Annotated in this window: 17 protein-coding genes and 1 tRNA gene; 7 read left to right on the top strand and 11 right to left on the bottom strand. The window is 65.6% G+C overall.

Features of this window, described 5'->3' with window-relative positions:
• Nucleotides 1-184: 184 nt before the first annotated feature.
• Both ahcY and K7G82_RS12645 read right to left on the bottom strand, forming a co-directional pair.
• Nucleotides 185-1,594: an adenosylhomocysteinase gene (gene ahcY / locus K7G82_RS12650; protein ID WP_222990168.1), complete on the bottom strand. Its 1,410-nt coding sequence runs from the start codon at nt 1,592-1,594 to the stop codon at nt 185-187.
• Between the two features lie 108 nt (nt 1,595-1,702).
• On the bottom strand, nt 1,703-2,263 hold the full coding sequence (locus K7G82_RS12645) for a YqgE/AlgH family protein (RefSeq protein ID WP_222990167.1): 561 nt from the start codon (nt 2,261-2,263) through the stop codon (nt 1,703-1,705).
• 94 nt (nt 2,264-2,357) lie between these two features.
• Between K7G82_RS12645 and K7G82_RS12640 the strand changes: the two genes are divergently transcribed.
• Both K7G82_RS12640 and K7G82_RS12635 read left to right on the top strand, forming a co-directional pair.
• Nucleotides 2,358-2,840 (top strand): peroxiredoxin, encoded by a 483-nt coding sequence (locus K7G82_RS12640; protein ID WP_222990166.1) that lies wholly within the window; start codon nt 2,358-2,360, stop codon nt 2,838-2,840.
• A gap of 105 nt (nt 2,841-2,945) precedes the next feature.
• Nucleotides 2,946-3,206, top strand: coding sequence for a hypothetical protein (locus K7G82_RS12635; RefSeq protein ID WP_222990165.1), 261 nt, complete (start codon nt 2,946-2,948; stop codon nt 3,204-3,206).
• A gap of 33 nt (nt 3,207-3,239) precedes the next feature.
• Here K7G82_RS12635 and thiE read toward each other — a convergent pair whose 3' ends face one another.
• On the bottom strand, nt 3,240-3,935 hold the full coding sequence (gene thiE / locus K7G82_RS12630; protein ID WP_222990164.1) for a thiamine phosphate synthase: 696 nt from the start codon (nt 3,933-3,935) through the stop codon (nt 3,240-3,242).
• Nucleotides 3,936-4,021: 86 nt separating this feature from the next.
• On the opposite strand from thiE, the gene K7G82_RS12625 reads away from it, so the two are divergent.
• The gene (locus K7G82_RS12625) at nt 4,022-4,396 is read left to right on the top strand and encodes a hypothetical protein (RefSeq protein ID WP_222990163.1); all 375 of its coding nucleotides are present in this window, start codon (nt 4,022-4,024) and stop codon (nt 4,394-4,396) included.
• 3 nt (nt 4,397-4,399) lie between these two features.
• Here the strand turns inward: K7G82_RS12625 and K7G82_RS12620 are convergent, their stop codons facing one another.
• The 6 genes from K7G82_RS12620 to tkt all read right to left on the bottom strand — a co-directional run bounded on the left by K7G82_RS12620 (nt 4,400) and on the right by tkt (nt 10,534).
• On the bottom strand, nt 4,400-4,771 hold the full coding sequence (locus K7G82_RS12620) for a putative quinol monooxygenase (protein WP_343228569.1): 372 nt from the start codon (nt 4,769-4,771) through the stop codon (nt 4,400-4,402).
• Between the two features lie 23 nt (nt 4,772-4,794).
• Nucleotides 4,795-5,700 (bottom strand): fructose bisphosphate aldolase, encoded by a 906-nt coding sequence (locus K7G82_RS12615; RefSeq protein ID WP_222990162.1) that lies wholly within the window; start codon nt 5,698-5,700, stop codon nt 4,795-4,797.
• A gap of 132 nt (nt 5,701-5,832) precedes the next feature.
• The gene (locus K7G82_RS12610; RefSeq protein WP_425517262.1) at nt 5,833-7,032 is read right to left on the bottom strand and encodes a phosphoglycerate kinase; all 1,200 of its coding nucleotides are present in this window, start codon (nt 7,030-7,032) and stop codon (nt 5,833-5,835) included.
• Nucleotides 7,032-7,499: an MOSC domain-containing protein gene (locus K7G82_RS12605; RefSeq protein ID WP_222990160.1), complete on the bottom strand. Its 468-nt coding sequence runs from the start codon at nt 7,497-7,499 to the stop codon at nt 7,032-7,034. Before K7G82_RS12605 ends, K7G82_RS12610 begins: the two co-directional genes overlap by 1 nt.
• A gap of 2 nt (nt 7,500-7,501) precedes the next feature.
• Nucleotides 7,502-8,512 (bottom strand): type I glyceraldehyde-3-phosphate dehydrogenase, encoded by a 1,011-nt coding sequence (gene gap, locus K7G82_RS12600; protein WP_222990159.1) that lies wholly within the window; start codon nt 8,510-8,512, stop codon nt 7,502-7,504.
• Nucleotides 8,513-8,560: 48 nt separating this feature from the next.
• Entirely contained in the window at nt 8,561-10,534 is a 1,974-nt protein-coding gene (gene tkt / locus K7G82_RS12595) for a transketolase (RefSeq protein WP_222990158.1), read from the bottom strand.
• On the opposite strand from tkt, the gene K7G82_RS12590 reads away from it, so the two are divergent.
• The 4 genes from K7G82_RS12590 (at nt 10,533) to K7G82_RS12575 (ending at nt 12,239) form a co-directional block, all read left to right on the top strand.
• Nucleotides 10,533-10,910, top strand: a complete 378-nt coding sequence (locus K7G82_RS12590) for a hypothetical protein (protein WP_222990157.1) — start codon at nt 10,533-10,535, stop codon at nt 10,908-10,910. The two genes, tkt and K7G82_RS12590, sit on opposite strands and share 2 nt — an antisense overlap.
• A gap of 4 nt (nt 10,911-10,914) precedes the next feature.
• Complete coding sequence (locus K7G82_RS12585; protein ID WP_222990156.1) at nt 10,915-11,283, top strand: cell division protein ZapA; 369 nt, start codon at nt 10,915-10,917, stop codon at nt 11,281-11,283.
• Nucleotides 11,284-11,466: 183 nt separating this feature from the next.
• Nucleotides 11,467-12,030 carry a 5-formyltetrahydrofolate cyclo-ligase gene (locus K7G82_RS12580; protein WP_222990155.1) on the top strand — a complete coding sequence of 188 codons (564 nt, stop codon included), beginning with the start codon at nt 11,467-11,469 and terminating at the stop codon, nt 12,028-12,030.
• On the top strand, nt 12,027-12,239 hold the full coding sequence (locus K7G82_RS12575; protein ID WP_222990154.1) for a DUF2842 domain-containing protein: 213 nt from the start codon (nt 12,027-12,029) through the stop codon (nt 12,237-12,239). Before K7G82_RS12580 ends, K7G82_RS12575 begins: the two co-directional genes overlap by 4 nt.
• 164 nt (nt 12,240-12,403) lie before the next feature.
• On the opposite strand, the gene K7G82_RS12570 is transcribed toward K7G82_RS12575, so the two are convergent.
• Together K7G82_RS12570 and K7G82_RS12565 are read right to left on the bottom strand one after the other, a co-directional pair.
• Nucleotides 12,404-12,480 (bottom strand) — tRNA-Asp (locus K7G82_RS12570).
• A 52-nt stretch (nt 12,481-12,532) separates the two neighbouring features.
• Nucleotides 12,533-13,720, bottom strand: a complete 1,188-nt coding sequence (locus tag K7G82_RS12565; protein ID WP_222990153.1) for an AI-2E family transporter — start codon at nt 13,718-13,720, stop codon at nt 12,533-12,535.
• Nucleotides 13,721-13,883: the final 163 nt, after the last annotated feature.

Here is a 13,883-nt window from a genome sequence, read left to right as displayed (position 1 = left end):
CAGACAAGGACAGGAAAAGACTAATCCTCCATTTGCCTTCGCCAACAACAAAATGACTCTCCGCGCGCAATCGGAGAGTCATGTTGCTGAATTGCAACAAAGCATGTCCCGCACGGCTCTCGCCATACGGGACATGCAGGATCCATCATGCGAGGATTTCCGCCGCTTGCGGCGGAAACCGGCATCAGTAGCGGTAATGATCCGGCTTGAACGGACCTTCGACCGGCACGCCGATATAGTCGGCCTGCTTCCTGGTCAGCGTGGTCAGCTTCACGCCCAGCTTTTCCAGGTGGAGCATCGCGACCTTTTCGTCGAGATGCTTGGGCAGGACATAGACCTCGTTCTGATAGGCTGCCGAATTGCTCCACAGTTCGATCTGCGCGAGCACCTGGTTGGTGAAGCTCGACGACATCACGAAGCTGGGATGGCCGGTCGCATTGCCCAGATTCACCAAGCGGCCCTTGGACAGGATGATGATCTGCTTGCCGTCGGGGAATTCGACCAGGTCGACCTGCGGCTTCACTTCGGTCCACTTGTAGTTCGACAGTGCGGAGATCTGGATCTCGCTGTCGAAGTGGCCGATGTTGCAGACGATCGCCATGTTCTTCATGCCTTTCATGTGATCGGCGGTGATCACATCGGCATTGCCCGTGGCGGTGCAGAAGATGTCGGCGCGGGCGACCGCTTCCTCCATCGTCACGACCTCATAGCCTTCCATCGCGGCCTGGAGCGCGCAGATCGGATCGATCTCGGTCACCAGCACGCGCGCGCCGCCATTGCGCAGCGACGCGGCCGAGCCCTTGCCGACATCGCCGAAGCCGGCGACGCAGGCGACCTTGCCGGCCAGCATCACGTCGGTGCCGCGGCGGATCGCGTCGACGAGCGATTCCTTGCAGCCATAGAGATTGTCGAACTTCGACTTGGTGACGCTGTCGTTCACGTTGATCGCGGGGAACGGCAGCTCGCCCTTCTTGGCGATGGCGTAAAGACGGTGGACGCCGGTCGTCGTCTCTTCCGAGACGCCCTTGATCGCCTTGACCGTCTCGGTCAGGTAGCCCGGCTTCTTCGCGACGAACGCCTTCAGCGCGCGCTGGAATTCGACTTCCTCGTCATTCTCGGGCTCGGGCAAGGTCGCCCCCGCCTCGATGCGCGCGCCCCAGAGCGCGAACATGGTGGCGTCGCCGCCATCGTCGAGGATCATGTTGGCGGTCTCGTCGCCCCAGTCGAAGATCGAGCCGACATAGTCCCAATATTCGGCCAGGCTCTCGCCCTTGATCGCGAAGACGGGCACGCCCGACGCGGCGATCGCGGCGGCGGCATGGTCCTGCGTCGAGAAGATGTTGCACGTGGCCCAGCGAACGTCGGCGCCGAGCGCGGTCAGCGTCTCGATCAGCACGGCGGTCTGGATCGTCATGTGGAGCGAACCGGTGATGCGCGCGCCCTTCAGTGGCTGGGCGGCGCCATATTCGCTGCGCAGCGCCATCAGGCCGGGCATCTCGGTTTCGGCGATGTTGATTTCCGCGCGGCCGTAATCGGCGAGCGAGATGTCCTTCACGACATAATCGTTGAAATCGGCAACGGGTGCGGTGGCCACGAAAAATCTCCTGATGGCATGGGATCGCGCACGCCAAAAAGCGGGCGACCGATCGCCGGCCAGATAGCCGCCGCCGCCGCCAAAGGCAAATATAAAGATGTCTTTATATCATGCCTGTCCGCTGATCGGGGATAGCAGACTGGCATCGACGCCGGCCGAGGCATAGCCCGCATTCCAGCGCTGGCCGGCTGCAAGGTCGAACAGCAGTTCGTCGTTCGCGGGCACCGCGAACCAGCCGTGCCGCGTCATTTCCTCATCGAGCTGACCGGGCGACCAGCCGGCATAGCCGAGCGCCGCCACCCAGTGGCGCGGCCCCGTGCCTGCCGCGATCGCCCGCAACACGTCGATCGTGCCGGACAGAGCCCATCGGCCGGCGACGTCCACGCTGTCCTGGCCGCCCCAGTCCGGACTGTGCAGGACGAAGCCGCGCCGGGGCTCGACCGGACCGCCGACATGGATCGGCCGGTCCTCCGCCACGCCGGGCTCGATCTCGAACTGGCGGAGGAGATCGTGGAAACCCAATCCGTCGACCAGTGCGCCGAGCCCGATTCCCAGCGCGCCATTCTCGTCATGCGCGCACATCGCGATCGCCGCCCGCTCGAATCGCGGATCACCGATGCCGGGAAGCGCCAGCAGAAGCTGGCCGGAGAGATAGGCTGGCATATCCATGCCGCACTCTATAGAGCGCTGGCGGCGGCCGGCCAATGCGGACACTCAACGCTCCGCCCGGTTTTCGGAACCCAAATACCAAGGAGAACATGCCATGACGATCAAGCCCGGCGACACGCTTCCCGACGTCAGCTTCACCGTACCCGGCGAGCAGGGCCTTGAGCAGGTCGACACCAACGGCTTCTTCAAGGGTCGCAAGGTCGCGCTGTTCTCGGTGCCCGGCGCCTTCACCCCCACCTGCTCGGCCCGCCACCTGCCCAGCTATGTCGAAAAGGCCGAAGAACTGAAGACCAAGGGCGTCGATGCGATCGCCTGCACCGCGGTCAACGACGCGTTCGTGATGGGCGCCTGGAGCAAGTCCGTCGGCGCCGACGGCACCGTGACGATGCTGGCCGACGGCAATGGCGATTTCGCCCGCGCCGTTGGCCTGGAAATGGACGGAACCAAGTTCGGCCTTGGCCATCGCGGCCAGCGCTTCTCGATGATCGTCAATGACGGCGTCGTCGAGGAACTGAACGTCGAGGCTCCCGGCGAATATCGGGTGAGCTCGGCGGAGCACATGCTCGGCCAACTCTGACCGATAATTGTTTCTGCCGCGCGCGGGCAACAATCCGGCGCGCGGCAGGGACATTTTTACCGCTCCCAAGCGTTCGCGACGTGCAATTCCAGATGGAGACACGTCATGGCGACAATCGAAAGCGGCACGATCGACACTTCGGCGACCGGCAGCGCCGCCCCCAGCCATTCGCAATTCGATGCGGCCCTGGAAAAGGGCCGGGAATATCTCGACAGCGCGGTGAACGCCGCGCGCGAAAACCCGTGGACAGCCGCCGCGGTCGGCGCAGGCGTGGTGGCGACAGCCGCCGCCACCGCTTATGGCGTGACCAAGCTCAACCAGCGCGGCAATGGCAGCGCGCCGGCTTCGGCCAAATCGAGCAAATAAGCATATCGACGCCGGGGCTTCGCCCCCGGCGCCCTATGCGGTGCCAAGCACCGCCTGGAATGCGCCGATCGCCGCAGCCTCGCCGTCGGCGGCATTCCACACCGCGCCGCTCACAGCCAGGAAATCGGCGCCGGCCGCGATCAGCGGCGGCGCATTGGCGGGCGTGATGCCGCCGATCGCGACGCAGGGCAGTTCGAACACCGTCGTCCACCAGCTCAGGATCGACGGATCGGGACGATGCCGCGTTGCCTTCGTTTCAGTGGGATAGAAGGCACCGAAAGCGACATAGTCCGCCCCCGCTTCGCCCGCGTCCATCGCCAGGTGCCGACTGTCATGACAGGTCACGCCGATCTGCGCAGACGGGCCGAGTTCTGCACGCGCATCGCGCGCATCGCCATCGCCCTGCCCCAGATGCACGCCATCGGCCCCCAGTCTCTTGGCGAGGCTGACGCTGTCATTGACAATGAAGGCGACGTCGCGATCGCTGCAGATGCGCTGAAGCGGCTCGGCAAGGCGGGCGGACGCGTGCTGATCGACATTCTTCACGCGGAACTGGAAAGCCGCGACCGGACCGGCATCGAGCGCGCGCGCAAGCCGCTGCGTGAAATCGCCCCCGACATCGAGCGGCGAAATCAGATAGAGCTGGCAGGCGGGGCGGCGCGTGTCGCGTTCGAAACGGCCGGCGAAACCGGGATCGAGCGGGCCGAGCAGATCGTCATTTTCATCCATGTTCCCGCCCTATCGCGCCAGCGCGCTTTGCGGAAGCCGTATCGCGTTCAGCCACGGCTCATGCCCATCATGCCAGACACCGGGTCATGAAGAGACTGGCTCGTCTGTCCGCCCTGTCATTGCTCGCCGTCTGCGCGACGAGCGCGTCGGCCCGCCCCCATGAGGGCCCGGCGCGGCTTGGCCAGCGGGTCTATGTCGACGGCATCACGGTTCGCCCCGATCGCGTGATCGAGGACAGCCGCTGTCCCGCCAATGCCGATTGCATATGGGCCGGGCGCGTGGTGCTGCGCGCGACGGTGACCGGCGGCCGGTGGAAGCGCACGTTCGACCTGATCCCCGGCAAGCCCGTGCGGGTCGCGGACGGCGCGCTCACGCTCGTATCGGTCGCGCCCGACAAGATGATCGGGCGGATCAAACCGCGCGATTATCGTTTCCGCTTCAAATTCGACGGCGGATTCTGAAGATCAGCCGTCGATCCCGACGCCACCGACCGGCCGGGTTTCGACGAAGCTTTCAAAAGCGGCGATCAGGGGACGCCCCTTGGCGATCGACTCCTGCACTGCGGGCAATTTCAAGGAGTCCGCATGGTGCTGCCTGGTGCGCCACACCTCGCTGATCCATATGCCGTCCTCGTCCTTCGCATCCTCGGCGACGATATAGGCGATGCAGCCGGGCATGTCCGACGTGCCCTGGGTCAGCAGTGCGATGAGTTCGGCGCGTTTGCCCGGTTGCGCCTTCATCTTGCCGATCAGGCCGTAAAGCGCTTCCTCCATCGCACCACTCTCCTTCGCGATTGCGGCGCCGCCGAGCATCGCCAGCGCAATGCCAGCGAGCACGGGGCGCCGCGCGATCACCGGCTTTAAGCGGCCACGAGCGACTTTTCGGTCGATGCGCGATGGATCTCGTCGATCGCGCCGCCCAGCGAACCGTTGAATTCGTCGTCGCTCATCTGGTGACGAAGATCCTCGAGCAGCGCGCGGCTGAAGCTCGCGATCATGCCGCGATTCTTGGCAAGCTCGGCGCACGCCTCGGGGCGCGCGAAGCCGCCCGACAGCGCCACGACGCGCAGCACGCGCGGATGATCGACCAGTGCGTCGAACAGCCCCGCCTTGGCCGGGATCGAAAGCTTGAGCATGACCTTGTCGTCGCCCGGCATCGCGTCCAGCGCCTTCAGAATCTCCTCGAGCAGGATCTGGTCGGCCTCGGCGCGCTCCGCGCTCTTGATGTTCACTTCGGGCTCGATCATCGGCACCAGCCCGGCGGCGAGCACTTGCTGGCCCACTTCGAACTGCTGCGCCACGATCGCGGCGATCCCCTCGCGATTGCCGAGGTTGATCACCGAACGCTCCTTGGTGCCGAACACGCCCAGCGCCTTCGCGCGCGCCAGCAGCGCGTCGAGCTCGGGCATCGGCTTCATGAGCTGGACGCCGTTCTGTTCGTCCTCAAGCCCCTTGTCGATCTTGATGAAGGGCACCACGCCGCGCTCGATCAGCGCCTGTGGCGTCGGCTTGCCGTCAACCTGCCCGTCCATCGTCCGCTCGAACAGGATCGCGCCCAGCACCTTCTCGCCGCTGAAGCAGGGCGACGTAATGATGCGGCTGCGCATCGCATGGATCAGGCCGAACATTTCTTCGTCGTTCGACCATGCCCCCTCTTCGACGCCATAGCCCTTCAGAGCCTTCGGGGTCGATCCGCCGCTCTGGTCGAGCGCGGCGATGAAGCCCTGCCCCTCTGCGATCCGGGCGGTCATTTCGGAGGTCTGCATGAATTCTCCCTTAGCGAGCAAATGAGTCTGACGCGGCTGATAGCCGCGCGAATCGGCATGGGCAACGATCGCGCGACGAGCGGTCGCGCCGGCACCGGCATTCGTCGTAACCGCGAACGCCTGAAGAGAGTCTCAACGCGGCGAAAGCGCGGCGACGCCCGGCAGCACCTTGCCTTCCATCCATTCGAGGAAAGCGCCTCCGGCAGTCGAGACGAAGGTGAAATCGCCGGCGACACCGGCATGGTTGAGCGCGGCCACGGTATCGCCGCCACCCGCGACCGATACCAGCGATCCTTCCTTGGTGAGCGCGGCGGCGGTGCGCGCCAGCGCGACGGTCGCGGTATCGAAGGGCGGAGTTTCGAAGGCGCCCATCGGCCCGTTCCACACCAGCGTCCGGCAGGTCTTGAGCACGTCCGCCAACGCCTCGACCGCGGCGGGACCGACATCGAGGATCATCTCGTCGGCGGCGACTTCGTGGACATTGACGGTGCGCGTCGGCGGATTGGGCGCGAACTGGGTGGCGACGACGACGTCATAAGGCAGATGGACGGTGCAGTTCGCCTTGTCCGCCGCGTCGAGGATCTCTTCGGCCGTGCCCGTCAGGTCGTGCTCGCACAGCGACTTGCCGACATCGACGCCGCGCGCGGCCAGGAAGGTATTGGCCATGCCGCCACCGATGATCAGGTGATCGACCTTGGCGACCAGATGGCGCAGCACGTCGAGCTTGGTCGAAACCTTGGCACCGCCGACCACGGCCGCCACCGGATGCTCGGGATTGCCCAGCGCCTTTTCGAGCGCCGCGAGTTCGGCCTCCATCTGGCGACCGGCAAAGGCGGGCAAGACACGCGCCAGCCCCTCGGTGGAGGCATGGGCGCGGTGGGCCGCGGAAAAGGCGTCATTGACGTAGAAGTCGCCGAGCGCGGCCATTTCCGCGACCAGCGCGGGATCGTTCTTCTCCTCGCCGGCATGGAAGCGCGTATTTTCGAGGATGGCGATCTCGCCCGGATTCATGCCCGCCACGGCGGACTGCGCGATCTCGCCCTGGCAATCGGGGATGAAGCGCACTTCGCGGCCAAGCACCCCGGCATAGGCGCGCGTCAGCAGCGCCAGCGACATGGTCGGGTGAATCTGCCCCTTGGGCCGGCCGAAATGCGCCAGGATCAGGACGATCGCGCCACGATCCGCCAGTTCGGTGATGGTGGGCAAGGTCGCGCGCATCCGGGTGTCGTCGGTCACGCGACCATCGGCCACGGGCACGTTCAGATCCTCACGCACTAGCACGCGCTTGCCGGCGATGTCGCCCATCTCGTCCATCGTCCGATACGCCGCCATCATGTGTCTCCGATTTCGATTTCGATTGGATCGCCGACCCGGATGTCCCCGGGGGCGATCACGCGTGCCAGCGCACCACCGCGCCAGCCCGGCGTCAATGCCGTTTTCAAGCCCTGCGATATCTCGTCCATGCGGCTGCACGGATCGCATTCCTGCGTGATCAGCAGCTTCAGATCGTCGCCGATGCACACGATCGTGCCTTCGGTTTCGAACAGATCGATGCCATCGACCAGCAGATTGGCGCGGCGCGCCCACCAGTCGATCTCGACGCCGATCTCGGCGGTCGCCGCCGTCCAGTCGGCCTTGCGGATCAGCGACACTTGCCGCCTGCCCTTGCCGCCGGGCTTGACGGCCCCACGGAAATCGCCGTCCAGACCGCCATCGATCGAGACGTGGAGATGCTCCACCGTCTCGATCGGTCCACGCGGCCGCCCGTGGCGCGCAATGCCCAGCAGGCGGCCCGCCATCGTCAGATCAGCGCCGCCATCGCGGTGGCGGTGTCGACCATGCGGTTGGAGAAGCCCCATTCATTGTCGTACCAGGAGACGACACGAACCAGCTTGCCTTCGATCACCGCGGTCTCGAGGCTGTCGACGGTCGAGCTCGCCGGATTGTGGTTGAGGTCGATCGACACCAGGGGCTCGTCGGTGAAGGCGAGAATGCCCTTGAGCGGGCCGCTTTCCGACGCCGCCTTGAGGATCGCGTTCACCTCGTCGCGCGTGGTGTCGCGGGTCGGCGTGAAGGTCAGGTCGACCAGCGAGACGTTGGGCGTGGGCACGCGGACCGAAGACCCGTCCAGCTTGCCCTTCAGTTCGGGCAGAACCTCACCCACCGCGCGCGCAGCGCCGGTGGTGGTCGGGATCATCGACATGGCGGCCGCACGCGCGCGGCGCGGATCGCTGTGGATCTGATCGAGGATCTTCTGATCGTTGGTATAGGCGTGGATCGTGGTCATCAGACCGCGCTCGATACCGATCGAATCGTTGAGCACCTTGGCGACGGGCGCCAGGCAGTTGGTGGTGCACGACGCATTCGAGACGATGGTGTGCTCGGCGGTCAGCTTGTCGTTGTTGACGCCGTAGACGACGGTCAGGTCGACGCCCTTGGCGGGCGCCGAGATCAGCACGCGCTTCGCGCCGGCATCGAGATGCTTCTGCGCGCTCTCGCGATCGGTGAAGAAACCGGTGCATTCCAGCGCGATATCGACGCCCAGATCGGCGTGCGGCAGGTTCGCGGGATCACGCTCGGCAGTGACGCGGATGCGCTTGCCGTCGACCACGATGTCGTTGCCGTCCACCTCGACGGTGCCCGGATAGGGGCCATGGACCGAATCGCGCTTGAAAAGCTGCGCATTCGCCTTCGCATCCGCCAGATCGTTGATCGCAACCAGTTCCAGCTCGCTGCCGCCACGCTCCAGGATCGCGCGTGCCACCAGGCGTCCGATGCGTCCGAAACCGTTGATCGCAACCTTGACTGCCATGTCATACTCCTCGTTGAAGACCGGCCGGCCGCAAAGGGCCGGCGAGCGTCATGCCCGGTCGTTGAGCGCCGCCAGGATCTGCGGCGTAATCTTGGGCGCGGTCAGCCCGAAATGGTCGTACAGCACGTCCGCAGGCGCGGAGGCGCCATACCCCTCCATGCCGAAGCGCAGCCCGTCAATTCCCGTGTAGCGTTCCCAGCCCATGGTCGAGCCCGCCTCGATCGACACGCGCAGCACGCCTTCGGGCAGTACATCGCGGCGATAGTCGGCCGGCTGCGCGTCGAAACGCGACCAGCAGGGCATGGAGACGACGTCGGCGCCGATGCCTTCAGCTTCCAGCGCCGCGCGCACCGCGACCGCGATCTCGACTTCCGAACCGCTGGCGATCAGCACCACGCGGCGTTCAGCCTCCGCCGCGACGAGGCGATAGGCGCCCTTCGCGCTGTAATTCTCACGTGCGTCGGTGCGAAGCTGCGGCAGGTTCTGACGGGTCAGCGCCAGCAGCGACGGACCATCGGCCTTTTCGAGCGACAGCGCCCAGCATTCCGCCGTCTCGACCACGTCACAGGGGCGATAGACGTCGAGATTGGGGATGAGCCGCAGCGACATGACATGCTCGACCGGCTGGTGGGTCGGGCCGTCCTCGCCCAGGCCGATCGAATCATGCGTCATCACATAGACGACACGGATCTGCTGGAGCGCCGAGAGACGGATCGCAGGGCGGCAATAATCGGAAAAGACCAGGAAGGTGCCGCCATAGGGGATGACGCCGCCATGCAGCGCCATGCCGTTCATCGCGGCGGCCATGCCGAACTCGCGAATGCCGTAATAGACATAGCGGCCCGAATAATCGTCGCGCGTCAGCGGACCGGTCGACTTGGTCTTGGTGTTGTTGGATCCGGTGAGGTCCGCCGAACCGCCGATCGTTTCCGGCACCACGGCGTTGATCGCCTCAAGCGCCATTTCGGACGCCTTGCGCGTCGCGACGGTCTTGGGATCGGCGATCAGGCCGTCGATATAGTTCTTGATCCCGGCGCCTTCGGGCAGGATGCCCGCCATGCGGCGCTCGAACTCGGCACGGTCGGCATGGCCGGCCAGCCGGCCCTCCCAGGCGGCGCGTGCCTCGGCGCCACGATTGCCGGCCTTCAGCCATTCGTCGCGAATGTCCTGCGGCACCTCGAAGGGCGGCCATTGCCAGCCCAGCGCCTCACGCGTGGCCGCGACCTCGTCCGCGCCCAGCGGGCTGCCATGCGTGGCAGAGGTGCCCTGCTTGTTGGGCGCGCCCTTGCCGATGATCGTGCGGCAACGCACGAGCGAGGGGCGCGGATCGGCGAGCGCTTCGTCGAAGGCGCGCGCGATATCGTCCATATCGTGCCCGTCGCACGAAACCGTGTGCCAGCCCGACGCATCGTAACGCGCCTGAACGTCCTCGCTCGACGACAGGCTCACCGCGCCGTCGATCGTGATGCGGTTATCGTCCCAAAGCACGATCAGGCGGCCGAGGCCGAGATGACCGGCCAGCCCGACGGCTTCGTGGTTGATGCCTTCCATCAGACAACCGTCGCCGGCGATCACCCAGGTGTGGTGATCGACCAGGTTGCCGCCGAAACCGGCATTGAGGTGCCGTTCAGCCAGCGCCATGCCGACGGCAGTCGCGAGTCCCTGGCCGAGCGGACCGGTGGTCGTCTCGATCCCGGCGAGCTCGAAATTCTCCGGATGACCGGCGCAAGGGCTGCCGATCTGGCGGAAATTGCGGATGTCGTCGAGCGTCGGGCGCGCATAGCCGGTCAGGTGCAGCAGCGAATAGGCCAGCATCGAGCCATGCCCCGCCGACAGCACGAACCGGTCGCGGTCCGCCCATTTGGGTGCCTGCGGATCGAACTTCAGATAGCGGGTGAACAGCACGGTCGCGACGTCCGCCATGCCCATCGGCATGCCGGGGTGCCCGGAATTCGCCGCCTGCACGGCATCCATCGACAGCGCCCGGATGGCGTTGGCGAGATCGCGAGGCGAGACAGTCATGATTTTCCCCGATGGGACCGATAAGGCCGGTGGCGCGGACGCCGAGTCGCGCCGCGCGGTTCCTTTGTCCGCTGCGCGCCGGGGCGTCAACCTGCGGGTGCCCGGCGCCTGTCATGTTTCTGCCACACTTGCTCCCGCGCGCAGCCGTGGTATTTCACACGGAATGTCAGAAGACCGGCTTATCCTCGCAATAGGACGGATGGAACGGGCGCTGGCGCGGGTCGAAGCGGCCGCCGCCACCCCCGTGCCACCCGCCGTCGAAGCGAATGGCGTGGACGAGAATGTCCATCGTTCGCTGCAGGAAAGGCACGACCGGCTGAAGACGCGCGTGGAAGCCGCGATCACCGCACTCGACGGAATCATCGCGAAAGGCTGAGGGGATGGCCGAGGTATCGATCCAGATCGGAGGGCGCGACTACTCCGTGCATTGCCGCGACGGCGGGGAAGATCATCTTCGCCGCATCGCGGACCTTGTCGACGCGAAGGCGCAGGACGCGGAACGCGCGGTCGGCGGCGTGAACGAGACACGGCAATTGCTGTTCGCGGCGCTGCTGCTGGCCGACGAGCTGAACGAACGCAAGACCGCGGCGCCAGCCCCGGTAGCGCCCCCCCCGCCCCAGCCGACGCATGCCGCCGAACCCGCGAAGCCCGCCGCTTATCAGCCCGATTTCGCGCCGATCATCGAAAAGCTCGCCGCCCGACTCGAAAGTCTGGCGGAAAGGCTTGAGGGCGGCCACGCCAATCCCTAGATTGGGACATGGCGGGCACTGCCCGGTACGAGCCTTCGAACATCCCTGAGGCTATTCATCATCCATGGGGGCTGTCCCTGAGCAGATCCAGGTCTGTCTTATATGGTCCCCACCTGACGTATCGGGCGTCAGAGGATATTCCGGCAAACGGCCATGGTGGTCCCGCCAACCGCCCTTCCCCACATGATCGATAAAAAAGCGATTCGCGCCGAACTGCGGCACCGCCGCGACGCCCATGTCACCGCACTGGACGACGCAAACCGCCTGCGCGCGGCGGAAGCGGTTGCCGTCAGGCTGGAAGCGGAGATGCGCAAGGCGCGCTGCGTGGCCGGCTATGTCGCGCTGGGCGGCGAATTTCCGATCCATGCCGCATTGGCGCGCGCCGCATCGCTGGGCGTCTCCACCGCGCTTCCCGTCGTCACCGCGCGCAACGCAGCGATGCGCTTCGCGCCGTGGCACCCGGGAGCCCCCCTCAAGGCCGGCTGGGCCGGGCTGGCGCAGCCGGACAGCGACATGACGGCAATGCCCGACCTGATTCTCACCCCGCTCGTCGGATTCGACCGGGAATTGCGCCGAATCGGCCAGGGCGCCGGCTTCTACGATCGCTATTTCACCGATTCGCCCGGCGCTCGCCGAATCGGCATCGCCTGGGCATGCCAGGAAATGGATGCAATCCCGGCCGATCCATGGGATGTGCCGCTCCACGCGATCGTCACCGAAAACGAATGGATTGGACCGAAGTCATGACGCCAAGCTGGCGCAAGCCCGTGGGAATGCTGCTGATCCTGCTGATCGTCGGACTGTGGTGCGTGATCGCGGTGACCGTGGTCGAGGCGGCCGCCCTACCCGTCTGGGCGCAGGGAATCGCCTTCGTGGTCATGGGCCTTGCCTGGCTGTGGATCTTCCCGATGCGCCGGATGCTGCGCTGGATGGAACTCGGGCGCTGGCGAGACTGAACCGGCCGGACTGATTCGACGAATCACGCTCGACGATCCGTCACACGCCGGACGGTCGCATCGGCATGCGTGAGGGTGTCCCCGGGCGGGGATGATCTCTCTTTCCGAATGCTTCTGGAGGGGCGGCCGATCCGATCGATCGACCTGCTCTTCCGCGCCGAAAATGGCGCGAGTGACGGGGCTCGAACCCGCGACCTCCGGCGTGACAGGCCGGCGCTCTAACCAACTGAGCTACACCCGCTTGCGCGGTGAGGCGTGGCAACTAGGCGAGGCTTGGGGGACTGTCAAGCGCCTCAATCAGAGGTTTTTTGATAAGCCTCCTGAACCTCCTCGTCGGCGTGCGTCAGCGTGCCTTCCTCGAACAGGAAACCGGCGATATCCGGGCGCCCGGCGGCGGCCATCACCGTCTTGATGATGATCAGCAGCGGCACCGCCAGCAATGCGCCCGGCGTGCCCCACACCCATCCCCAGAAGCTGAGCGAGATCAGAATCAGCAAAGGATTGATCGTCAGCCGCCGCCCGACGACCATCGGCGTCACCACATTGGCCTCGACCAGATGCAGCACGACCTGGATGAACGCAGGCAGCAGCGCCCACCACAGATCCGAAAAGGTCATCAGCCCGCCCATGGCAAGCAGCAGCGCGGCGAGAATCGGGCCGAGATAGGGAATGTAGTTCAGGATCGCGACGATGCCGCCCCACATCAGCGGAGACGGCATGCCGATCAGATAGAGCGCCGCCGCCACGCACAGCCCCAGCACAAGGTTGATCGCGGTGATCGTGCCCAGATAGGCAGAGGTCGCATCGACGAGATTCTGGATGACGCGCGCCGTCGCCAGCGCGCCGTCGAAACTGCCGCGGCTGGTGATCGTCTGCTCGCGCAGGCGCGTCCAGCCGGCGAGGAAGAAATAGATGAGCAGCAGTGCGAAGAACATCTGGATCAGCGCATAGGGCGCCGAGGTCGCGACCAGATCGAGCAAGGAGCGCGGCGCCGTCACCGCCACCGTCTGCGCCGCCGCCACCGGGCCGCTGGCGAGCATCGCGATGCTGTCGTCGATGAAGCGCTGCAGATTCGCATAGAAATCGATCACCGGCGCCAGATTGGCCTGGATCAGGCCGATTCGCTCGGGGAGCACGCGGAACCACTCCGCCGCGGGCACGATGATCGAGACGAGCACGAGATTCGCGGCGACCAGGAACAGCAGCACGCAAAGCAAGGCCGCGAGCGACGACGGCAGGCCGCGCCGCTGCAACCATTCGAGCCCCGGTACCATCGCGATGGCGATCACCAGCGATGCGGTGACGGGCAGGAAGAATTCCGCGCCCGCGCGCAATGCGAAGGGCAGCCCCAGCAGCAGGCCGATGCCGGCGATCAGCGTCAGCGCGGCAAGCAGCCGGTCGCGATGCCAGTCGACGCGATGGATATGGCCATGCGACGCGTCGGCATCCCCATTTTTGGGGTTTTTTCCGCTATTCTCCATGCGACGAAACCTAATCCCGCCTTTCGATGCTGTCATCAGCGAACTCGGGACGACAATAGGGTTAATCCTTTGTTTTCCATTTTCTGCGATCCCGTCTGCGGGGTTCGCCCCACGGGGGATTTCAACGTCTGACCGGACAGCCTCGGGCACGCCGCCCGCCGCA

This window comes from Sphingomonas colocasiae (genome assembly GCF_019880585.1).
Classification (GTDB): domain Bacteria; phylum Pseudomonadota; class Alphaproteobacteria; order Sphingomonadales; family Sphingomonadaceae; genus Sphingobium_A; species Sphingobium_A colocasiae.
The sequence above is the reverse complement of the archived record's forward strand: the minus strand, read 5'-3'. Positions and strand labels throughout refer to the sequence as shown.